The 21751-nt window shown below is 70.1% G+C and carries 24 protein-coding genes and 1 riboswitch; of the genes, 4 read left to right on the top strand and 20 right to left on the bottom strand.

Annotated elements, in window-relative coordinates; translation table 11 throughout:
* Window positions 1-6: 6 nt before the first annotated feature.
* Window positions 7-180, bottom strand: a riboswitch (cobalamin riboswitch).
* Window positions 181-200: 20 nt separating this feature from the next.
* Together Q9G87_RS17435 and Q9G87_RS17430 are read left to right on the top strand one after the other, a co-directional pair.
* Entirely contained in the window at window positions 201-1193 is a 993-nt protein-coding gene (locus Q9G87_RS17435) for a precorrin-3B synthase (RefSeq protein WP_305917415.1), read from the top strand.
* Window positions 1190-1810: a precorrin-8X methylmutase gene (locus tag Q9G87_RS17430; RefSeq protein ID WP_305917414.1), complete on the top strand. Its 621-nt coding sequence runs from the start codon at window positions 1190-1192 to the stop codon at window positions 1808-1810. The genes Q9G87_RS17435 and Q9G87_RS17430 overlap by 4 nt, the downstream gene beginning before the upstream one ends.
* Here Q9G87_RS17430 and Q9G87_RS17425 read toward each other — a convergent pair whose 3' ends face one another.
* From Q9G87_RS17425 to Q9G87_RS17340, 18 genes are all read right to left on the bottom strand, one after another.
* Window positions 1811-3232 (bottom strand): AAA family ATPase, encoded by a 1422-nt coding sequence (locus Q9G87_RS17425; protein ID WP_305917413.1) that lies wholly within the window; start codon window positions 3230-3232, stop codon window positions 1811-1813. It lies immediately after the preceding gene.
* Window positions 3233-3266: 34 nt separating this feature from the next.
* Window positions 3267-4604, bottom strand: a complete 1338-nt coding sequence (locus Q9G87_RS17420) for a cobyrinate a,c-diamide synthase (RefSeq protein ID WP_305917733.1) — start codon at window positions 4602-4604, stop codon at window positions 3267-3269.
* Window positions 4605-4612: 8 nt separating this feature from the next.
* Window positions 4613-5215, bottom strand: coding sequence for a cob(I)yrinic acid a,c-diamide adenosyltransferase (gene cobO, locus Q9G87_RS17415; protein WP_305917412.1), 603 nt, complete (start codon window positions 5213-5215; stop codon window positions 4613-4615).
* Between the two features lies 1 nt (window position 5216).
* A complete protein-coding gene (locus Q9G87_RS17410) occupies window positions 5217-7316 on the bottom strand; it encodes a VWA domain-containing protein (RefSeq protein ID WP_305917411.1) in 2100 nt (699 codons plus the stop codon).
* Entirely contained in the window at window positions 7313-7870 is a 558-nt protein-coding gene (locus Q9G87_RS17405; protein ID WP_305917410.1) for a histidine phosphatase family protein, read from the bottom strand. Before Q9G87_RS17405 ends, Q9G87_RS17410 begins: the two co-directional genes overlap by 4 nt.
* Window positions 7871-7875: 5 nt before the next feature.
* The gene (locus tag Q9G87_RS17400; protein ID WP_305917409.1) at window positions 7876-8604 is read right to left on the bottom strand and encodes a CbtA family protein; all 729 of its coding nucleotides are present in this window, start codon (window positions 8602-8604) and stop codon (window positions 7876-7878) included.
* 8 nt (window positions 8605-8612) lie between these two features.
* Entirely contained in the window at window positions 8613-8801 is a 189-nt protein-coding gene (locus tag Q9G87_RS17395; protein WP_305917408.1) for a CbtB domain-containing protein, read from the bottom strand.
* Window positions 8802-8984: 183 nt separating this feature from the next.
* Window positions 8985-9461: a hypothetical protein gene (locus tag Q9G87_RS17390; protein ID WP_305917407.1), complete on the bottom strand. Its 477-nt coding sequence runs from the start codon at window positions 9459-9461 to the stop codon at window positions 8985-8987.
* Window positions 9462-9529: 68 nt separating this feature from the next.
* Window positions 9530-10882, bottom strand: a complete 1353-nt coding sequence (locus Q9G87_RS17385; protein ID WP_305917406.1) for a TrkH family potassium uptake protein — start codon at window positions 10880-10882, stop codon at window positions 9530-9532.
* Window positions 10879-12108: a cation:proton antiporter gene (locus Q9G87_RS17380; RefSeq protein ID WP_305917405.1), complete on the bottom strand. Its 1230-nt coding sequence runs from the start codon at window positions 12106-12108 to the stop codon at window positions 10879-10881. The genes Q9G87_RS17385 and Q9G87_RS17380 overlap by 4 nt, the downstream gene beginning before the upstream one ends.
* Before the next feature lie 158 nt (window positions 12109-12266).
* Entirely contained in the window at window positions 12267-12779 is a 513-nt protein-coding gene (locus tag Q9G87_RS17375; protein WP_305917404.1) for a DUF1707 SHOCT-like domain-containing protein, read from the bottom strand.
* Window positions 12780-12784: 5 nt separating this feature from the next.
* Window positions 12785-13588: an ABC transporter permease gene (locus Q9G87_RS17370; RefSeq protein WP_305917403.1), complete on the bottom strand. Its 804-nt coding sequence runs from the start codon at window positions 13586-13588 to the stop codon at window positions 12785-12787.
* Window positions 13585-14550 (bottom strand): ATP-binding cassette domain-containing protein, encoded by a 966-nt coding sequence (locus tag Q9G87_RS17365; protein WP_305917402.1) that lies wholly within the window; start codon window positions 14548-14550, stop codon window positions 13585-13587. The genes Q9G87_RS17370 and Q9G87_RS17365 overlap by 4 nt, the downstream gene beginning before the upstream one ends.
* 18 nt (window positions 14551-14568) lie before the next feature.
* Window positions 14569-15507: a DUF4097 family beta strand repeat-containing protein gene (locus tag Q9G87_RS17360; RefSeq protein WP_305917401.1), complete on the bottom strand. Its 939-nt coding sequence runs from the start codon at window positions 15505-15507 to the stop codon at window positions 14569-14571.
* Complete coding sequence (locus tag Q9G87_RS17355) at window positions 15507-16037, bottom strand: hypothetical protein (RefSeq protein ID WP_305917400.1); 531 nt, start codon at window positions 16035-16037, stop codon at window positions 15507-15509. Before Q9G87_RS17355 ends, Q9G87_RS17360 begins: the two co-directional genes overlap by 1 nt.
* A gap of 114 nt (window positions 16038-16151) precedes the next feature.
* On the bottom strand, window positions 16152-16763 hold the full coding sequence (locus Q9G87_RS17350; RefSeq protein WP_305917399.1) for a class I SAM-dependent methyltransferase: 612 nt from the start codon (window positions 16761-16763) through the stop codon (window positions 16152-16154).
* On the bottom strand, window positions 16760-17386 hold the full coding sequence (locus Q9G87_RS17345; RefSeq protein WP_305917398.1) for a TIGR04282 family arsenosugar biosynthesis glycosyltransferase: 627 nt from the start codon (window positions 17384-17386) through the stop codon (window positions 16760-16762). Before Q9G87_RS17345 ends, Q9G87_RS17350 begins: the two co-directional genes overlap by 4 nt.
* A gap of 277 nt (window positions 17387-17663) precedes the next feature.
* Complete coding sequence (locus Q9G87_RS17340; protein ID WP_305917397.1) at window positions 17664-18239, bottom strand: TetR/AcrR family transcriptional regulator; 576 nt, start codon at window positions 18237-18239, stop codon at window positions 17664-17666.
* 56 nt (window positions 18240-18295) lie between these two features.
* Between Q9G87_RS17340 and Q9G87_RS17335 the strand changes: the two genes are divergently transcribed.
* Window positions 18296-19135, top strand: a complete 840-nt coding sequence (locus Q9G87_RS17335; protein ID WP_305917396.1) for an SDR family NAD(P)-dependent oxidoreductase — start codon at window positions 18296-18298, stop codon at window positions 19133-19135.
* A 216-nt stretch (window positions 19136-19351) separates the two neighbouring features.
* Window positions 19352-19651, top strand: a complete 300-nt coding sequence (locus Q9G87_RS17330; protein WP_138712444.1) for a helix-turn-helix domain-containing protein — start codon at window positions 19352-19354, stop codon at window positions 19649-19651.
* Window positions 19652-20167: 516 nt separating this feature from the next.
* Here the strand turns inward: Q9G87_RS17330 and Q9G87_RS17325 are convergent.
* Both Q9G87_RS17325 and Q9G87_RS17320 read right to left on the bottom strand, forming a co-directional pair.
* The gene (locus tag Q9G87_RS17325) at window positions 20168-20578 is read right to left on the bottom strand and encodes a hypothetical protein (protein ID WP_305917395.1); all 411 of its coding nucleotides are present in this window, start codon (window positions 20576-20578) and stop codon (window positions 20168-20170) included.
* 278 nt (window positions 20579-20856) lie between these two features.
* Complete coding sequence (locus tag Q9G87_RS17320; protein ID WP_305917394.1) at window positions 20857-21750, bottom strand: carbon-nitrogen hydrolase family protein; 894 nt, start codon at window positions 21748-21750, stop codon at window positions 20857-20859.
* Between the last annotated feature and the right edge of the window lies 1 nt (window position 21751).

The raw sequence follows: 21751 nt of genomic DNA, 5'->3' as shown, positions 1-21751 counted from the left end.
CGGTCGCGGGTGTCACGAAGGCTGGAGTCTCCTGGCTCCCGGATCGCCGCTCACCCCCGGCCTTCCCTCTCGGTGGCCTGTGGTGGGGGCTCGCTCCCCGGTGACAGTGGCGGGACCGCGCCGGATTCAAACCGGCTTCCTCCTAGCCTTCGCCTGTGGGCAAGCCTACGGCAGCGGGAATGGGCGTTACCATCCTCAACGTGTCCATATCCGGACGAACACATCCAGACGCCTGTCCGGGGGCGCTCCAGCTGCACCAGGCCGCCGACGGGCCGCTGGCCCGCGTCCGCACCCCGGGCGGTCTGCTCTCCGCCGGGCAGCTGCGCGAGCTGGCGGCGTGCGCAAGCGAGCTGGGCTCGGGTGTGATCGAGCTGACCTCGCGGGCCAACTTGCAGGTGCGCGCGTTGCGGGATCCGGGGGCCTTCGCCAAACGCATCGCCGCGGTCGGGTTACTCCCCTCGCCGACCCACGAGCGGGTACGCAACATCGTCGCCTCGCCCCTCGTCGACCGGAAGCTGATCATCGACCTCGACCGCGCCCTGTGCGCCCGCCCGGAGCTGGCCGAGCTGCCCGGGCGTTTCCTGTTCGCCATCGGCGAGACGGGGCTGGCCGCCGACGTGGCCCTGGTGGAGGGGCGGCTGCTGCTGGCCGGGCGGGAAACGGCGTTGCCGGGAACGGTGGAGCTGATGCTGGACGCCGCCGAGGCGTTCCTGCGGCTGCGCTCCGCCGAATGGCGCATCACCGAGCTGGGGCCCGCCCGCATCGCCGCCGAGCTCGGCACGGAGCTGGGCGCCGCCCGGTGCGGCACCCCACCCTCCACCGAACCCGGCCCCCACCAGGCTCTGATCCCGCTCGGCCGCCTGTCCTCACGTCAGTTGCTGGCCCTGGCCGAAGCCGCCGAGGAGGTACGGCTCACGCCATGGCGCACGGTCGTGCTGCCCCGTGTGCCGGAGGATGCCGGATTCATCACCGACCCGAACTCTCCCTGGGCCGGCGTGACCGCGTGCACCGGCCGCCCCGGTTGTGCCAAGTCCTTGGCCGACGTACAGACTGACGCCGCCCGCTGGGTCCATGAGCGTCACACCGACCGCCCCGTGCACTGGGCGGGCTGCGACCGCCTGTGCGGGCTGCCGCCCGGGCCGGTCGTCCAGATGGTCGCCACCTCCGGCGGATACGAGGAAAGGCAGAAGTGATCGACTACATCCGCGACGGCGCCGAGATCTACCGGCAGTCGTTCGCCACCATCCGCGCCGAGGCCGACCTGAGCGGGATGCCGCCGGAGGTGGCCCAGGTCGCCGTCCGGATGATCCACGCCTGCGGGATGACCGACCTGACCCGTGACCTGGCCTGGTCGCCGAAGGTGGTGACGAACGCCCGCGAGGCCCTGCGTGCGGGGGCGCCGATCCTGTGCGACGCCATGATGGTCGCCTCCGGCGTCACCCGCCGCCGCCTCCCGGCGGACAACGAGATCCTCTGCACGCTGTCGGATCCCGGTGTCCCGGCCCTCGCCGAACGCCTGGGCACCACCCGCAGTGCCGCCGCGCTGGAGCTGTGGCGCGATCGGCTGGCCGGCTCGGTGGTGGCCATCGGCAACGCCCCGACCGCGCTCTTCCGGCTCCTGGAGCTGGTCGCCGAGGGGGCGGGACGCCCGGCGGCGGTGCTGGGCCTCCCGGTGGGCTTCATCGGCGCTGCCGAGTCCAAGCAGGCGCTGGCCGCTAGCGACCTGGACTACCTGGTCGTCCACGGCCGCAGAGGCGGCAGCGCGATGGCGGTGGCGGCGATCAACGCCATCGCGAGCGAGGAGGAGTGATCACGCGTAGAGGTCGTCGACGGTGACCAGGCGGACGTCACTCGCCGCTTCGGTGCTGAACCCGGCCCCCGAGTAGCACGTCAGAACGGCGTCCCGGGTATCGAATCCCTTGGCGGCGAGCAGGTCCCGCGCCCGCCGGAGCCTCGCCACGTGCTCGACCCCCATGACGCGATCCCACTTGACCTCGCCCAGGGAGAGAACCCGGCGCGGACGCCCGTGATCGGCGGGCGCCAGCACGGCGACGTCGATCTGGATCTGCGTGCGATTGGCCGGATCGGGGACCACGCCGCTTCCCACCTCACCGGCCTCGGCGTCGTTATGCAGGGCGTACTCCCGGCAGAGCACCTCAATATGGGGGCCGACCAGCTGAGACAGGAAACGTGCCCGGCTGCCCCGCCAGACCGTCGCCGCGTCCCCGCGCTCCAGGCGGGCCCACTCCCTCGCCATGATCGCCTGGTAGAAGGTGATGAGTGGCTCGACCACCCGGTAGTAGCTGCGATTCGGCCGGAAGAGATCGCGCTCCTTGATCAGGAGATGGCTGTCTTCCAGCACGCGGAGCGGATGGGCGATCTCGTTGGATTTACGGCCGACGTAGCCGGCGATCCCTCCGGATGTTGTGTTGCCGTCGGCGACGGCCGCCAGGACGGAGTGGTAGAGCGACGGGTCACGGATCTCCGTCTCCTCCGCCAGCAGATAGCGGGCCTCCCTGAACAGCGGCGCCTCGGCGTTCAGGACCGTCCTGATCACCCAGTCGTCGAAGTCCTCGGGACCTGCCGGAGCATCGCCGCGGACGAACTCCCTCCGGTAGGCGGGAGTCCCGCCGACCACTGCGTGGACCTGCGCCGCCAGCCGGGGATCGCCGATTCCCCAGAAACGGGCGGCCTGGCGGTAGTCGAAGGGCCTGATGACCATCTCCAGTCCCGCACGCCCGCGGAGCGGTGCCGTGCCCGACAACAACCCGCCCATCACGGACATGGCCGAGCCGCAGAGCAGCACTCGGGCACTGCTGGTGGATCCGGAACCACCGGGGCCCAGCTCCCGCTGGATGATCGAGGGCAGCTCGGGGGAGGCCTTGACCAGATAGGGGAACTCATCGAACACGACAGGAATCGCCCGCTCGCGGACGACGTCGAACAGGTGAGGGATGGCGTCGATCCAGTCGCGGAAGGCCGGGACGGGCGCCCCGGTGAACCTGATCAGCTCATCCGCGAACAGGCGCAGCGCGACCGCCTCGGTGACTTCCAGTGCGGGGAAGTAGATGCCGCCCATACTGCTGGCCAGGGCCTGCAGGAGATAGCTCTTCCCCTGGCGGCGGCGGCCGCTCACCACACCGAGCCGAGCTCCCGCGCCCGATTCCGAGGCGAACGAGACCAGGCTCGCCCATTCCCGCTCACGGTCGAAGACGTGCTCTGGTTTACGCATGTGTCGAAGTATAGTTGACCGAACTGTAGTTGACTCAACTGTAGTTGACTAACCTCTGAGCCAGCTCCGGCCGGCCCGCCCAGTGCAGGTGCAGGTAGGAGGCGGTCACGAGGGCGTCGCCGTAGCCGTCGGCGCCGCCCGCCCAGCGAAACAGCGGCTTCTTCGGCGAGATGATCGTGGTGCGGTGGAACTCGTGTCCGCGGTGCCGCTCGCCCTCACGGGTCAGCAGCGACGTCCCGGAGATCGCCTCCCGGTAGCCGAGGGTCAGCCGGTCCGTCATCCGGGCCACGCCCGGCACGCGGCCGCACATCGGCAGCCCGTCCAGCTCCTCGCACAGGTAGAGCAGCCCGGCGCACTCCGCGGCGATGGGCCCGTCGAAGGCGGCCACCTGCTTGCGCAGCGGTTCGTTGGCGGCGAGCCGGTCGGCGTAGACCTCGGGGAAGCCGCCGCCGATGACGATCGCCGCGGTCCCCTCGGGCAGCCGTTCGTCCCGGAGCGGGTCGAAGACCGCGATCTCCGCGCCCGCCGCGCGCAGCAACTCGACGTGCTCGGCGTAGCCGAAGGTGAAGGCCGCCCCGCCCGCCACCGCAACGAGCTTCCTGTACGGCTGCGCAACCGCCGCAGGCTCCCACGGCCGTGCGTCCAGCGGGGGAGCCGTGGCGGCCAGCCGTACCAGGGCTTCCAGATCGCACGAGCGGGCCACCAGCTCGCCCAGCCGCCGCACGGCGGCCAGCGCCTCAGACTCGCGCTCGGCCGCGGGGATCAGCCCCAGATGGCGGGAGGGGGTCGCCACGGCGTCGTCCCGCCGGATGGCCCCGAGCACCGGCACCTCCCCCAGCGCGGCCCGGCACAGCTCCTCGTGCCGGTCCGACCCCAACCGGTTGAGGATCACCCCGCCCACCCGCACCCGCGGGTCGAAGGTGGAGAAGCCGTGCACGGTCGCGGCGACCGACCGGCTCTGCCGGGCGGCGTCCACCACGAGCACCACCGGCGCGTCCAGCAGCCGGGCGATGTGCGCCGTCGAGGCGAAGTCCGATGTGCCCGAGTCCGGCACGAAGTCCGATGTGCCCGAGTCCGGCACGGTGTCGGTCTCGCCCTTGCCGTCGAACAGCCCCATGACGCCCTCGACCACGGCGATGTCGCACCCGCGCGCCCCGTGCAGGAACAGCGGCGTCACCCGCTCCTCGCCGGTCAGCCACGGGTCCAGGTTGCGGCCCGGCCGGCCGGCGGCCAGAGCGTGGTAGCCGGGGTCGATGTAGTCGGGCCCCACCTTGTGCGGCGACACCTGCATCCCGCGCGCCCGCAGCGCTGCCATGAGTCCCGTCGCCACCGTCGTCTTGCCGCTGCCGGACGCGGGAGCGGCGATGACCAGGCGCGGAACTACCACTCGATGCCCTTCTGGCCCTTCTGCCCGGCGTCCATCGGGTGGCGTACCTTGCCCATCTCGGTCACCAGGTCGGCCGCCTCGATCAGTCGCTCCGGCGCGTCCCGCCCGGTGATCACCACGTGCTGGTTGCCCGGCCTGGACAGCAGCGCCGCCAGCACGTCGTCCAGGTCCAGCCAGCCCCACTTCAGCGGGTAGGTGAACTCGTCCAGCACGTAGAAACGGTAGGTCTCGGCGGCCAGATCGCGCTTGATCTGCTCCCAGCCCTCACGAGCGTCCCGCGCGTGGTCCTCCTCGGTCCCCGGCCGCTGGATCCATGACCAGCCCTCGCCCATCTTGTGCCAGGTGACCGGCCCGCCCTCGTCGCCGGCGCCGAGGACCTTCAGCGCCCGCTCCTCGCCGATGCGCCACTTGGCCGACTTGACGAACTGGAACACGCCGATCGGCCAGCCCTGGTTCCAGGCACGCAGGGCCATGCCGAACGCCGCCGTCGACTTGCCCTTGCCCGGCCCGGTGTGGACCATCAGCAACGGCCTGGACCTGCGTTGCCGTGTGGTCAGCCCGTCGTCGGGCACGTGCTCCGGCTTGCCCTGAGGCATCTCAACCCACCTTCCGATAGTCGCGTACCACCGAGCCCAGCTCGCCCAGTGAATCGAGCGGCAGCAGCGCGGCGCCGAGCCTGGCGGCCAGCCGTACGGCCAGCCCGAGCCGCACCGGGCCGCCCTCGCAGTCCACGACCACGCTCGCCGTGCCGCGCAGCAGATCGGCGGCCCGGTCCACGTCGCCGCCCGCCGTGGCGCGCCCGTCGGTCACCAGCACGAGCAGCGGGCGCCGGGCCGGATCGCGCAGCCGCTCCACCCGCAGCACCTCGGCCGCCGCGACCAGCCCGGCCGCCAGCGGCGTACGCCCGCCGGTCGGCAACGAACGCAGCCTGGCCGCACCCGCCTCGACCGATGAGGTCGGCGGGAGCGTCACGCTGGCACTGTCGCCGCGGAAGGTGACCAGACCGACCTTGTCCCTGCGCTGGTAGGCGTCGAGCAGCAGGCTCAGCACCGCCGTCTTGACCGCTGTCATCCGCCTGCGCGCGGCCATCGAGCCGCTCGCGTCGACGACGAAGAGCACCAGATTGCCCTCGCGGCCCTCGCGGACGACCTCGCGCAGGTCCTCGGGACGCAGCCGCAGCCCCGCCCCGGTTCTGCCCCGCTGTCGCTGGTGAGGGGCGGCGGCCAGCAGGGTGGCGGTCAGATGCAGGTCGCGCAGGCGGCCTTCCGGCTGCCGGGAGCCGGCGGCCCGGCCGCGCGGGGTGCGCGAGCGCGAGCGCCGTCCCGCCGCACCCTCGCCGACGCCGGGCACCTCCAGACGAGGCACACGGTACGGCGCCGCCATGGCAGCCACCTGCCCCGCGCCGGGGTCGGGCTCGACCTGACTCGTGCCGGGCCCCTTCCCTGGGGTCCGCTCGACCTGACCGTCGGGCCCTTTGCCTGGGTCGCGCTCGACCGCGCCCGCATCGAGCTCGGGCCGGTCCGCCCGGTTCCGAACCTCGCGCTCGGACGCCGTCTCGTCGCGAGGTGAGCGAGCCGCCGGATCCTGCCGACCGCCGTCACCATCCGCACCGGACCCGGCATCCGGCTCAGGTCCCGAAATTTCGGGGTCCGCGCCACTGCCGGGCGGCTCGTCATCGTCATCGCCCGAAGTCTCCTCCAGCAACCGGTCCAGCAACTCCTCATCCAGCCCCGGCGCGTCGAACGGATCACGCCGCCGCCGATGCGGTAACGCCAGCCGCGCCGCCGCCCGCACGTCCTCCGTCGTCACGCGGTCCCGCCCGTGCCAGGCGGCATGCGCGATGGCCGCGTTGGCCGTCACCAGATCCGCCCGCAGGCCGTCCACCTCGAACGCCGCGCACACCGTCGAGATCTGCCGCAATCTGGCATCAGGCAGCCGCACCTCGGGGAGCCGCACCCTGGCACGGGCGATCCGCCCGGCCAGCTCGGACTCCGCCGGCCTCCACCGGCCGGCGAAGGCCTCCGGGTCCGCGTCGAAAGCGAGCCTGCGCCGGATCACCTCGGCCCGCTCCTGCGGATCCCGCGACGCCCGCACCTCGACCGTCAGCCCGAAGCGGTCCAGGAGCTGGGGCCGCAGCTCGCCCTCCTCCGGATTCATGGTGCCGACCAGCAGGAAGCGTGCCGCGTGCCGTACCGACACCGACTCCCGCTCGACATAGCAGGTGCCCAGCGCCGCCGCGTCGAGCAGCAGGTCGACGAGGTGATCGTGCAGCAGGTTCACTTCGTCGACGTACAGGACGCCCCGGTGTGCGGCGGCCAGCAATCCCGGCTCGAACGCCTTCACCCCCTCGGTCAGCGCCCGCTCCACGTCCAGGGAACCGACCAGCCGGTCCTCGGAAGCGCCCACCGGCAACTCGACCAGCGCCGCCGGCCGGACGGCCCGCTGCTCGCCCGGCTCGTGCGGCCCGTCGGGACAGCCGGGGTCGGGCGCCGCCGGATCACACGCGAACCGGCACCCGGCCACGACCTGGACCTCGGGCAGCTGGGCGGCCAGGGCGCGGACGATCGTGGACTTGGCCGTGCCCTTCTCGCCGCGTACCAGCACCCCGCCGACGCGTGATGAGACGGCGTTGAGCAGCAGGGCCAGCTTCAGGTCGGCAAGATCGACGACGGCGCTGAACGGATAGGTGATGGTCACGACGTGGCCTTCCAGTTGACGTGAACGACGCGCCACCCGCCGGCGCCGGGCGCGAGCCGCGTGGTGGACAGCGGCGCGAGGTCGAAGCGGGCGGCGCGTGAAGGGTCGAGGCCGAGCGCGTGGCCGAGTGCGGCCCTGATCACGCCGGCATCGCAGACCGCCACGAGGTCATGCTGGTCCCGTACGGACTCCAACCACCCGGCGACGCGGGACGCCACCAGTGCCAGGCTCTCGCCGCCATGCGGCGCGGCGTCCGGGTCGGCGAGCCAGGCGGCCAGGGCCTCCGCCTCGGTCTCGGCGATCCGGCTGTACGGCAGGCCGCGCCAACGCCCATGATCGGCCTCGGCCAGCGCGGCGACCGGACGCGGCTCCCACCCCAGCGCCGCGGCGGTCTGCGCGGCGGCCGGAGCAGGCGAGACCCACGCGACAGACGCGTTCCCGAGCCGCCCGGCCAGGGAGGCGGCCCTGATCAGGTCCGCCCGGTCCGCGTCCTCGTCGGCGGGAAAGCGGGCAGCGCGCATGCCAGGCGTGCTGGCATGCCGGACGAACAGCACCCCGGTCAGGCTGCGGCCAGGGCTTCGGCACGCCGGGCGGCCCGGTCGCAGACCCACCCGAAGAGCACCCCGAACGCCGCCCAGAACACCAGTTGCGTGCCCAGCGAGGCCACCCGGAACTCCCACAGCAGGGAGGCGGGAAAGCCCTCAGGAACCTCGTTGACGGTCGGCAGCACCACCCACGCGGCGATCACCGGCACGAGGAAGGCGGCCACCGCGCCGATCCAGCGCTGCCACGATCCGGCCGTGATCCGCCGGGCGACCGCGACCGCGATGGCGGTCGCAGCCAGGCCCACCAGGACCATCACCACGTAGAGGAACGTGCGGCCGTTAATGGTCGCCGGATCGCCGACCGCGGGCGGATTGGCCGGATATTTCAGGAACGGTACGAGAATGATGGCCACGAACGCCATACCCGCGGCGCTCAGCGCCAGCCCGCCCTCGTTCCGCGGCCCGACCCGGCCACGCAGCCCGGCGTAGACCAGGGCGAAGACCCCGCCGATGGCCAGGCCGTACAGCCCGGTGGCCAGGAACAGGCCGGCCTTCTGCACCGGCCGGCTGATCTCCTGGCTGTGCCCGGCAGGCTCCGGCTCGGATCCCGCCGCGGTGGCCGCCTCCTCCAGCGCGATCGCACTGTCGATCTGCGGCTCACCGAAGACGAAGGCGAATCCGCCGGCGACGAGCCCGGCCAGGAGGCCGAGCAGCAGCCCCCTGACCATCAGGGTCCGGATCATGCCTGCCCCTAGTGACACGGCACGCCGAGCAGGTGGCGCCCGTCGTGCATGAGTTCGTGGAGGAAGGCGCCGGTCTGGGAAATCGCCCCGTTGTCCATGAGGACCAGATAGGCGATCAGCAGCAGTACGGGTACGGCCAGCAGCCAGAGCCGCAGGCGTGGCAGGGGAATGGTGGTGGAAGTGGACAGGCCACTCATCAGTGCCTCCTCAGGGATGACGCGTCCCGATCTGTGAGGTCACAACAGCCCAGGCGACCTGGCTCCCGGGATCTGTGTCCCGGATACAGTGGCGCGTCCGCACCGGCATCTCACCGGATTTCCCCTGAACGGCTGTGAAATCTACCGGAATGTATCCTTCCTGCCCTTTAGCGTCAATACGCGCTAGCCCTCGTCGATGATCGAGACCTTCACGCGAACGGCGCCGTCGTTGTCGCGGAGACACCGGTCGTCGTCGTTGATGCGCAACTCGAGGAAGCCTTCCTCGTGGACCCGGTAGGCGGCCAGCTGTCCGATCTTGAAGACGTGTCCGTTGATCTTCCCGATCAGTGTGCCGTACGTGTGGTTGCCGAGAATCTTGCACCCCTGATAGATCTCGCGGTCGATGTGCCAGGGGTACCCACGCGCGCTCACATAAGGGAACTTGCGGTGGTCGACCGTCCACCGGCCACCGACGTGCTGCACCTGTACGAGGTCGCCGGGCTCGACGAACACGCCCGCACGTTGCCAGCCACTCTCAGCGCTGATCCATTTACGTTTGCCGACCTGCGCATCCGAGGCCGAGGCGGGAGAGGCGGCGGCGAGGACGCAGCTGCCGGCGGCGAGCGTGGCGAGGAACAGGGTGGCAAGTTTTGATCGCATTCGTCGAGTGTCGGCTCTTCGCCTGACCAGTTCCCAGGCCATTCGCTGTCCAGTTTCTTCAACGCACGTCAGCCGACGATCACACGCTCCTCGGGCAGCTCGTAGTGGCGCGCCCGCTCTTTCAGCGCGAGCGCCGAGCCCAGGGTCAACGGGCCGATCCGGCCGATGAACATGAGCAGCACCAAGAGCACGTGCCCGGCGGGGGTGGCATCGGCGGTGATCCCGGTCGACAGTCCCACCGTGCCGAACGCGGAGATCACCTCGAACAGCACTTGGTCCAGACTGTGCGGGGTCAAGGCGAGGAGCACGTAGGTGGAGAACACGATCAGGGCGACGCTGATCACCGTGATGGAGACCACCTGCCGCTGCGCGCTTTCGGCCAGGCGCCGGTGGCCGATGTTCACCCGGGGCTCGCCGCGCAGCTCGGCCCAGATGATGAAGGCCAGCAGCCCGAACGTGGTGACCTTGATCCCGCCCGCGGTGCCCGCGCTGCCGCCGCCGATGAACATCAGCGCGTCCGTGGCGAGCAGGCTGGTGGGATACATCTGGGCGATGTCCAGGCTGTTGAATCCGGCCGTGCGTGGCATGACACCGGTGAAGAAGGCGGCCAGCACCTTGCCGGGACCATCCAGCCTGCCCAGGGTATGCGGGTTACGCCACTCGGTGGCCAGGAAGACCAGCGTGCCGACCACCAGTAAGACGAGCGTCACTCCGACCGTGACGCGAGTGAGCACCGTCCAGCGGCTCGGGTGCCGCCACGAGCGCGCAAGTTCGAACACCACGGGGAAGCCGAGCCCGCCGACGATGACCGCGGCGGCGATCGGCAGGCAGATCCACGGGTCGGTGACGAACTTCATCAGGTTGTCGGGCCAGAGGGCGAAGCCGGCGTTGTTGAACGCCGACACCGCATGGAAGCCGCCGAGATACACGGCGCGGCCGAACGGCTCCCCGTACCCGGTGAGGAAGCGGAGGGTGAGCATCACGGCCACCACCGCCTCGCAGACGAGGCTGAACACGACCACGTTGCGCACAACCCGCCGCACATCGGACATGCTCAGCGTCTTGGTCTCGGCCTGGGCGAACATCCGGGCACGCAGACCGAGCCGCCCCGCCACCAGCACGGTGAACAGCGTGGCCAGGGTCATGATGCCCAGCCCGCCGACCTGAATGAGGGCGGCGATCACCACCTCGCCGAACACCGACCAGTGCGACTCGGTGTCCACCACGACCAGGCCGGTGACGCAGACCGCCGACGTCGCGGTGAACAGCGCGGTCAGCCATCCCGCCGGGATGCCGGAGGTCGTGGCGATGGGCAACGACAGCAGGAGGGTCCCGAGCAGGACGGCCGCGCCGAAGCCGGTGGCGATGACCTGCGCTGGGTGGTGAAAACGATCCAGGAAAGGCCTGGTACGGAGCCTCATGACGCGGAATCACCCGGAGACCGCCCGCGCAGCCGACGCGTGACACCGAACCACGCCGGGACTTCACGCTCGTCGTCGAAGCCGCGGGCGATGACGATGTCGGTGGACGAATGCAGCAGGATCGACAGCACGATGGTGACCGCGACGAGTTGGAAGACCTCCTGTGCGGCGGCGATGCCGGAGGCCAGCACGATCAGCCCGTACACCACCGAGGCGAACCCCTTGGGCCCGAACCAGGCCACCGCCGCCTGCTCGCGCACCGACAGCCCGGAGCGCAGGAAGGACAGCCAGATCGCGACCGGTCGGGCCAGCACGAGCGCCAGGATCGCGAAGAGCCAGCCCTTCCAGCCGACCGCGCCGAGCAGGGCGGGGGTGACGAGCGCGCCGAACAGCAGCAGCGCCGCCAGCTTGAACAGCTCGGCGATGAGCTCGCCGAAGTGCTCGAACGACTCGCGCTGCCGCTCGCCGAACGTCGCCACCGTGATGCCCGCGGCGAACGCCGCCAGGAACAGGTTGCCGTGCGTGGCCTTGCCCAGCGCCAGCACCAGCAGCCCGATGGCCAGCGCGTTGAGCGGCTCGTACTGGGTGGAGGCGGAGAACCAGCGGGTCTGCTCCAGCTTGATCGCCACCCACGGCACCGCCACGCCGATCAGTACGCCGAGACCCAGCTCGAGCCCGAGTTCACCCATATGCAGGTCCTCGGAGCCGGCGGCGATGGCCAGGAACAGCATGACGAACGGCAACGCCAGCCCGTCGTTGACGCCGGACTCCACGTTGAGAAGGTGCCGCAGCCGTGGCGGCACCTTCTCGTTGCCGACCAGCGCGGCGGCGAAGACCGGGTCGGTCGGGGCCAGGATGGCGCCGATCAGCAGCGACTCGATCCAGCCGAGGCCGAGCAGGTAGTGCGCGGCGACGGCGGTGATGCCCAGGGTGAGCGGCAGGCCCCAGCCCAGGGCGCGCCCTGGCAGCCGCCATGCGCTGCGAAGGTCCTTCCAGCCGACCCGCATGCCGTCGGTGAAGAGCACGGCGAACAGCGCCAGTTCGGCCAGCGTGCCCACCAGCTCGTCGCCCGGCCTGACGGAGACCACGCCGAGCACGCCGTCGCCCAGCACAAACCCGGCTACCAGGAAGAGCGCGGCGGTGGACAGGATCGTGCGATGGGCCAGGCTCGAGACGAGCACGGCGAGCAGGAGCAAGGCGGCGAAAGCCGTCAGCAGGGTGCCCACAGGGAGCCTCCGCAGAAGTCGTACGGATGGGACCTTGCCGACCAGGCTTCCCGGCGCACCGCGCTATACCGTAACAGCACCACCACCGCATCCGTCTATACGGGTCCTTGACGCATCCGCTCCGGCGGGTGTGACGGGCCGTGAGGGCATCAGCCGGATCACATGCGCGAGTTGCGAATCGTCAGGCGCCCGTAGGGGAGCTCTCCGGTGATGTGGACGTGCAGCGCGCCTGGGCGTGGGCGGCCCGCTGCCTTGCAGATCACGCGGCCCCATTCGGTTCGTACTCCGTCGGCGTTCGCGCTGGCGCCGGCGGGCAGGGTGATCCTGGCGCTGCCGTACGCAAGCCGGAGCTCGATGTTGATCTGCGAGTGCGGGATGAGGGCCTGGGACAGGTCGAGCCGTACTCGGCCGTACTCGGAGTCGATGCGCAGGTGGCGCGGGACGTGCCAGTCGCCTGATCGCAGGATGCGCCCGCCGGTGGATTCGATCCTGACCGCCTCGTCCGGCGGCAGGTCGGCGAGGATCGGTTCCAGTTCCCGGGAGGAGGTGGCGGTAAGCGCCAGTTCGAGGCGTTGCTCCAGCTCGTCCGGGTCGAGCCGGCCCTCCGCGTACGCCTGCTGGACCAGCTCCACCGCCCGCTCACGATCCAGGCCGGAGACGTGTGTGGTCATCGAGTTCATTGACTGACGGCTCTCTTGTACAGCCGCGTGGCCAGCGGCACGAAGATGGCCAGGAGCACGACCGACCAGAGGAACGACACCGGCACCGCGTGTTGCATCGGCCAGGCGCTGGGCGTGGGGATGGCCGGGCTGGTGTTGCCGAACAGTTCGCGTGCCGCCTGGATGAGAGTGGAGACGGGGTTCCATTCGGCCATCGGCTTGAGCGGCCCGGGCAGGCGCGTGCTGTCGACGAAGGCGTTGGACAGGAAGACCAGCGGGAACGACAGGATGGTGGCCACGTTGTTGAAGACCTCCGGGGTGCGCAGGGCCAGCGCGACCGTCGCCGTCACCCAAGAGAAGGCGTACGCGAACAGCAGCAGCATCAGGAACCCCAGGGCGGCCTCCAGCGGAGAGCTGTGGATGCGCCACCCGACGAGCAGCCCGACGAGCACCATCGTGACGATGCTGGTCAGGTTCATGATCACGTCACTGACGGTCTGGCCGATCAGCACCGCGGAGGGGGACATGGGCAGCGTGCGGAACCTGTCGAAGATGCCCTTCTGCAGGTCCTGCGTCAGCGTGTAGCCGGTGATCTGCGCGCTGGTGACGATCGTCATGACGAAGATCCCGGGGAGCAGGTATTCCCCGTACGACATGCCCGGCAGGCTGATCATGCTGCCGAAGACGTAGGTGAACAGCAGCACGAACACGATCGGAAGCGTGACCACGCCGCCCAGCAGGTCGGGGGCCCGCCGGATCTTCAGGGCGTTGCGCTTGGCGATCGTCGCGCCGTCGGCGAAGGCGATCTGCAGGGCGTTCATCGGGCGGTCTCCTCGATCTTCTCGTCGGCCTGGTGTCCCGTGAGACTCAGGAACACGTCGTCCAGGGTCGGCCGGCGCAGGCCGGCATCGCGTACGGTGATGCGCTCGGCGGCCAGGTGGCCGAGTGCGCTGGTCAGCGCGGCCGCACCGCTAGTGACCGGGATCGTCATCCGCAAGGCGGTGGTGTCGAGCCGCATGTCGCCGACGGCCAGCGGCGCCAGCGTCCGTGAGGCGGTCCGCAAGTCGGCCGCGCTCGTGACCGCCAGCTCGATGCGGTCGCCGCCGACCTGGTCCTTCAGCTCGTCGGCGGTGCCCAGCGCGATCACGTGCCCGTGGTCGACCACCGCGATGCGATGGGCGAGCCGGTCGGCCTCCTCCATGTACTGGGTGGTCAGCAGCACGGTCGTGCCTTCCGCGACGAGCTCGCCGATGACGTCCCAGAGGCTCACGCGGGCTCGCGGATCCAGGCCGGTGGTGGGTTCGTCGAGGAACAGCACCGGCGGGTGGGCGACCAGCGCGCCGGCCAGGTCGAGCCGCCGCCGCATGCCGCCGGAGTAGCCCTGAACCGGCCGGTCGGCCGCCTCCGTCAGGTCGAAGCGCTCCAGCAGCTCGCGGGCGCGCTTCCGGCTGCGCTTGGCGCCGAGGTGGTAGAGGCGGCCGACCATCTCCAGGTTCTCGGCGCCGGTGAGATGGTCGTCGACGGCGGCGTACTGGCCTGAGGCGCCGATGTGGGCGCGCAACCGGGGCGCGTCGCGGACGACGTCGAACCCGGCCACCCGGGCGTGCCCGGCGTCCGGCTTCAGTAATGTCGTCAGGATCCGCACGGTGGTGGTCTTGCCGGCGCCGTTGGGGCCGAGCAGCCCGAACACCGTCCCCTCCGGGACGTTCAGCTCCATGCCGTCGAGGGCGGTCACGTTGCCGTACTTCTTGACCAGGCCCTCGGCCATGATCGCGTCTGGCATCACAATCTCCTTTGGTCGTCAGGAACGATGGATGGCGATGTCGCCGTGGGTGGTGTGGGCCCGCACCTCGATGACCTGATCCGACTGGCCGGGGCCGTCGCTGGAGTCGAGAGAGACGTCCACGGTGCCGTACTTCGAGCTCACGTCCAGCCAGGCGGCGGTCCCCGCGGAGATCCCGAGCTCCAGTCCGCCGCCGGTGGTCTCCATGACGACCGAGCCGGACACCATCTCGCCGATCCGCACGCTGCCGTATGCGGTCTTGGCGACGACGCCGGCCAGGGCACGATCGACGGTGATGTCGCCGTGGGCGGAGCTCAGCCGCAGCTCGCCGGTCACCTCGCCGAGGCGGACGTCGCCGTGGGAGGTCTTGACCGCGGCCGTGCCGTCGATCTCGCCGAGGCGGATGCTGCCGTGGTTCCCGGTGACCTCGGCGTGTCCGGATGAGCGGTCGACCGAGATGTCGCCGTAGGTGCTCTTCAGCTTTAGCCGCCCGGCCTGCTCGATCCGGACGCCGCCATAGGAGGTGGTGAAGCTGACCTCGCCGAGCGGGCCCCGGCAGCGCAAGCTCGCCTCCGACTTGGCGTCGAGGCGGGAGCACGCCGGCAGGCTGACCGTCACGTCGATCGAGCCCGGTCCGAGCAGCAGCGAGCGCGCCCAGTCCTTGGGCGACTCGATGAGCCTGTCGAGCGACAGGCCCCAGCCGGACGCCAAGCCGGGCTGCTCCTTGTCCGTCCGCACCAGCAGCCTGCCGTCGACGTAAACGATCTGGGTATGCCGGGCGGCCTGCACGTCGGCGTCGTTGAGCTCATCGCTCGGGCGGACCTCCACGACGGTGTCCGTGCGCTCGCTCGCGTCGATCCTGACGTTGGCGGTCGCCAGGTCGATGATGGCGAGGATGGGTTCTGGGGTGTCGAAGGTCCGCATGGCGTTCCCCTCGTTGTGGATCGGTGTGGTCATCAGCGCACCCACCCGCTGTAGCGGTTGCCGCTCTGCGTGGTCGGGCGGCGGCCGGAGCCGCGGCCCGGCTCGCCGGGGGCGAGCGCGGCGGAGACGGCGCGGACCAGCCAGGCGTTGACCGACAGCCCATCCCGGGTGGCCGCCTCCTCGATGCGAGGCTTGAGGTGCTCGGGGACCCGGAGCGAGATCCGGGACGTGCCGCCCTCGTCGGCGTCCGGGGGCGGCGGCGGGGCAGGCGGCCTCTCGGCTCGCCCGATCTCGCCTTCATCCTCGAACGACCGGGCGCTGGGCGGTGGCGTCACGACGAAGTCAGGGTCGCGTCCGCGCAGGCGCACCTCGACCGAGCCCGGTGCGAGGTCCTGGGTGATCTCGTCCGCGGCGGTGGAAAGAGCCTCCAGCAGCGCGAGCCGGGTGGCCGACTCGAGCGTCGAGGTGAGACGTTCCGCCAGCGCGCGGGCTTCCTCGCCGCCCGCCCCGGCGGCGATCGCGAGTTCGCGGCGGAGGTAGGCAACATACGGCGCAAGGTCCATGACGCCATGATGACACCATCATGGCGTCATTTCAATCCGGGACGGCGCGCTTTGGCGTCATGTAGGCGTCAGGCGCACGCTCTGCGGGTGCAGGCCCTGGACCGTGGCGGGTTCCTAGCTCAGGCAGGCCAGCCAGCGGCCGTGCCTCGTCCAGCTGTCCACGACGGGGAATCCCGTAGCGCGCGCCAGGCGCTGGATGTCGTTCACCGATACGGTCGCCCACCCGAACCAGTCCCCGGCGAGTGGGCCGCGGCGCAGCCGTACCCGGTCGACCCGGCTCCTCGTCTCGGGCGGTGCGACCTCGACCAGGACCTCGCCGCCCGGCCGGACCAACTGCCTGACGCGGCGCAACAGCGTCTCGGGGTTGCCGCCGATGCCGATGTTGCCGTCGGCGAGCAGCGCCGTCGCCCACCGGCCGCTGTCCGGGACCTCGTCGAAGACGTCCCGGAGCAGGGCGAAGCCTCCCGCCCTGCGGGTGAGGGTGACGGCGCGAGGGTTGATGTCGATGCCGAGCGCCTGAACGCCGCGACGGGTCAACGCGGCGGTGAGCCGGCCGGGACCCGAGCCGATGTCCAGGGTCGGGCTGGCGCATCTGCTGAGGAGTGCCTCGTCGCCGTCGACCGGCTCGAACCAGCGCGCGGTCTCCAGTGCGACGCGGGTGCCGTCGACGTACTCGAGCTCGGCGGACGCTCCGGTGAGCGCGTCGCCGTAGAGCTGCCCGATCATCGGCCCAGCTCTCGCAGAGTGGCGGCGAAGCGGGAGCCGGGCGCCTGCTCGGCCACCGCGACGGCGTCCGCCGCGGTGTCGACATCGGTCAGCTCGGGAAGCAGGCGGACGCTGAGTCCAGCCTGATCCAGCCGGTCGAGCTGGAGCTTGCCGGTCTCCGGGTGGGACATCGGTACCCCCTGCAGCAGCGATGCATCCGGCTCGCGCAGGCCGAGCAGCCAGAAGCCGCCGTCCGCGGCCGGGCCGAACACGGCGTCGTGACATTCCAATGCCTCCACCGCCTCCCTCAGCAGAGCGGGAGTCACCTGCGGGGTGTCCATGCCGATCAGCACGACGGCTTCCGGCCGGAGCCGGTACGCGTCCGAGAACGCCGCCGCCAGACGCTCATCCAGTCCCGAGCCGCGCTGTGGGATCACCACGAAGCCGGGCGGCAGCCAGCTGCCCGGCAGCCCGTCCAGGGCGAGTACCCGCTGGGTGGCGGGCGTTGTGGAGACGGCGAGCAGGCTGTCGCGGAGAGCGGCTTCGGCGAGGGCAGCGGCCTGGTGCGGGCTGTACGGCGGGGTCAGCCGCGTCTTGGCCCTCCCGGCCACCGGCTCCTTGGCAATGATCACAATTTGGGCCACGTGATCGACAGTAGGGCGACGCGGCGTGCTCAATCCTTACGACCTGCTGACAACCGCCGTTCGGCCGGCCACGGCACCGCGTGGCGGTTCCCCTCGGCGGGACCGCCTCCGTCATAAGGCCGCCAGCCCTCGCCCTGGACAGTGCTCGGCCGTCAGCTGCGCTCTCGATCCCATTGGTCGAGGAGCTTGGGGAACTCGCGGCCCATGAAGCCGTACATGTCGGGCATCAACTCCAGCCTGGCCCACCGGGTCACCGGGATGAGCCTACTGTTCCCGATCAGCGGGTCAGGACGCCGCGAACGGTCTGCTCGGTGAGCAGGGCGCGGAATGTGGGGTCGGTGGCGTCGGCTCCGGCCATCGACCGGCCCAAGACGCCCAGGAGAAGGCCGCCGAGCATCGTGTTGGCGGCATCGGCGACGTTGTCGACGTCGAAGGCGCCGGTCTTGCGGCCTTCGGCGAGCAGATCGCGTAGCGGGCCGGCGATCCAGGTGTCGTTGGCCGCGAGGACCTCACTCATCCGGCCGCTGGCCCCCACAGCGCCTAGGAGACCGGCGCATGTTCCGGGGTGGTGGCCGAGATATTCCGCCAGAGCGGACACCATCGCCCGCAGCCGCGACTCGGGAGGGTCGCCGGGCGTCGTCGCGGTCTGCACCGCCTGGGCTCCTTGCTTGGAGTGTGCGGTGAGCAGGAACGCCAGCAGGTCTTCGCGGCCGGAGAAGTAGTAGTAGAGCGTTGCCCGCGACGCCCCCACCAGCTGTGCGACGTCCTCCAGCCGGAGAGGAGGGTCGGTGTGCAGCACGTGCTCGCTGACGTCGAGCAGGCGTTGGGCCAGATCCGCGGGCGGGTTCTTCACGGCGAGAAAGCCTACCGTCTTGAATTTCGACCAGAGTCTAGATTACAGTCTAAACCATGGTTGAAATCTTATCCTATGGGCCCTGGGCAGTGGTCACAGGAGCCTCTTCCGGCATCGGCAAAGCCTTCGCCGAACACCTCGCCGCAGCAGGTCTGGATCTGGTCCTGGCCGCCCGTTCCACCGACAAGCTCCACGCACTGGGCGAGAAGCTGTCCCACCACCACGGCATCGCGCACCGAGTGGTCACCGTCGATCTCAGCCAACCGGCCGGAGCCTTGGCGATCGTGAAGGCGACCGAAGACCTTGACGTCGGCCTGCTCGTCTCCAACGCCGGAGGCGGCCGCCCCGGGCGGCTGCTCGATCAGTCACTGGACGACCTGCACGACCGTCTCACCCTCAACGCCGTCACCCACCTGGACCTGGTCCACGCCTTCGCACCCCGGCTGGTGGCCCGCGGCCACGCCCAGCGCCGGGGCGGCATCGTGCTGGTCTCCGCGCACGGCGCACTCCAGGGCCTGCCGAACATGGCACACGAGAGCGCAGCCAAGGCGTACGTGCTCAACCTGGGCGAGGCCCTGCACCACGAACTCGCGCCCGCCGGCGTGACCGTCACCGTGATGCTGCCCGGAAACGTCGACACCCCGATCATCGAAGCCTTCGGCCTGGACCGCTCCAGCCTTCCGATCCGGCCGCAGCCGGCCGACAGGGCCGTCGCCGAGTTCATGACCGCCTTCCTCAAAGGCCGCACCATGCACATCCCCGGCAGGCTGATGCGGGTGATGACCCGGCTCATGCCGCGCGCTCAAGCCGTACGAATGAACGGTCGCATGCTCGGCCGGGCCGCCCGTAACCTCCTCGCCGACCACGATCCCGCCAGGGCTCAGGCCCAACCGTGACCAGCCCCGGCCTCTCACCGCGGATGATCCGCCTCGGCCGCATCTCTCTCGCGAGGCTGTGCGCATCACGTACTGGATCGCTTCGGGTAGGAGGATCATCCTGCTCACGGTGTTCAAGAAGCAGCGGATGCGCGAGGCCGGTGAGATCGAGCGGGCGATACGGGCCGTGGAGCGCTGTATCGCCGAGGCGCACACGGCAGACGAGGAGTGATGGCCATGGCTGAGCGCAAGGCGTGGGCCGACAAGCGTGCCGAGATCATGAGCCGTCCAGGTGCCGGTGCCGCTTATGAGGCCGCTCGCCTTCGGTTCGAGTTGGGGGAGGCGGTACGGCAGCGCCGCGAGGAACTCGGGCTTACGCAGGCTGAACTGGCTGAGCGGACCGGCCTCAAGCAGCCCGCGGTCGCGCGCTTCGAGGCCGGAGGCACCATGCCCACCATCCCCATGCTGGAACGTCTCGCTGAAGCACTCGAAGTGCGGCTCAACGTTCAGTTTCAGCCGCTCCGCGAGGCAAGCTGACCCGGATCAAGGGTCAGACCACCTCAAGCGGTCCCCGAATTCCTCTGCGTCCGGACACAAACTTTCCCGTTGACCTTCGCATCCTGGGCGGTGGGTCGACTTTCACAGCATGGAACGAGTTCGTGGTGTTGCGCGGCGAGGGCCCAGGAGTCCCGCGACTACGAGTTCAGGCTCCCTCCACTCGACATGTTCATTAACATGTCGATGAACATCTTAATGAACATGTTCGCTGCTTGGGGGTGGCTCGCAGACAAGGAAAGTGACGATCTTGTCCGGGTCCTTATGGGTTCCGGTTGATCACTCGGCCCCCAGAAACGACTCGCGGAGGCTAAGGTTGTCCCTGGCCTCCAACGGAATCCCCCCTTTTCTGTCGCGGAACCAAAGCTACGGCCCCGACCGCCCGCACCCGCTCCTCCAGTTCCTCGGGCTCCGCGGAAACACGCTCCAGCCGGGTGGCCCAGCGCGGGATCGCGTCCTCGACCAGCTGGGCCAGGATGGGCGTTGGCCCTGTCCGGGTCACCGGCCGCCGATGAAATACCTGGCGGGGATGAACAGCTCATGGCCGGTGTCGAAAAGCACCCGCACCCCAGCGGTCGTCCACGTGGTCGTCTTGATGGAGTCGGCGGACGTTTCGATGTCCACCCGGTGGCCGTAGGAAAGGCTGGGATCCCGGCCGACGAGGATCTGGTGCGACTCCCCGAGAAGGGCGCTCTCGCGAACCAAGGCCAGCAGATGCTTTGAATCGTCGTCGTACGCCACGGTGGCCGGCTGATCGCTGCGGTAGACCACCTCGGACTGCGGCCACCGCGCCGCGACGGACAGCGTCGCACCCAGCGCGATGCCAAGAGCTATCAGCCCGAAACCCCTCAGCCGGCTGGACCGGTTCGGGCGGGCCAGCGGCGGTGCCACAGCCAAGGGCGAAGTCATCAACGGCCTCCGTAATGATCGACTCCATGATTGGTCGCTCCCGCACGATGAAAAGTTCGTGAGCGCCAACGGCTTGCATTGGCAGTGGGCACGGCTTTGTACCCAGCCCCGCCCTCATCACCTCCGACCGCTTCGCCTACCTCTTCCGCAAGCGTCACACCCAACTGGTGATGGACTGGACTCTCTCTCAGAATCAGGACAGGCGGCTTCTTTACCGGGAACGTACGCCGTCCTGCCTGTTGCGCCGAAGCCTTTCGCCGACTGCCACGGTCGCCCGATCAGAACGCCGTGCGTGTCTCGCTCCGAGGATCCCCCCGCACCATCCGGTCGTCATAGAGCCCCGCGCGTGCCAGGCGACGCCATGGCCGGGCGAGGCGAACGGACACATCAATATCCTCATCTGTCGCGTCAAGGTCGAGATCGGCCACGGCCAGCGCCGACCGGCCGTCCCCCGGGCAGCGCGCCAGCCAGCGACCGCCGGGTGCGACGATCCCTGAGGGCACAGTTGCGCTGAACTGGGCCGGGACGGAGTACCCGAGCCAGTAGCCGTACAGCCTGCCGTATGCCTGTGCGACAACCGCTCGGGCCGCGTCGTCGACCATCACCGACAACAGTACGCAGTGCACGTTCAGTCGCTCGTACTCAGCGAACACCTCGGGGAACTCCGCTTCGATGCACAGAGCGCACCCGAACCGGATCCCGTCGATCTCGAAGACGATCGGCGACGAACCGGGCGAATACATGAAAGAAATCTCGGTGTTCGACAAGAATCGCTTGTCATACCCTGCAACCAGGTGCCCCCGGTCGCTGACCACATACAGGCTGTTGTGCGGCCGGTTCGGCGAGGTCAGTGGGTGGATCGAGCCGAAGGCCACCCAGAGGCGAAGCTCTCCGGCCAGGCTCGCGATCGACTCGGCCTCCTCGCGCAGCACGTCCCAAGGGACGCGGCTCCAGTCCGCCACTGCCAGTGTTCCAGGCGAGCCGGAAGACATCACGTGCTTGCTCGGATATGTGATCGCTCCTTCTGGGAACTGCACCAGTCGCGCACCGGCCGCGGCGGCCTCCCGCATCAGGCTGCGCACTTCCGCCCCACTCGCCCGTAGCTTCCTCGGATCGGTCGGATCCTCAGGCACCGTGCTTTGCGCGACCGCCAGCCGCAATGTCCTCGCCATC

Origin of the sequence: Nonomuraea turcica, from assembly GCF_030718205.1 — a bacterium.
In the GTDB taxonomy this organism is placed as follows: Bacteria; Actinomycetota; Actinomycetes; order Streptosporangiales; family Streptosporangiaceae; genus Nonomuraea.
Note: the sequence above shows the minus strand (reverse complement) of the source record. Positions and strands in the feature narration are given on the sequence as shown.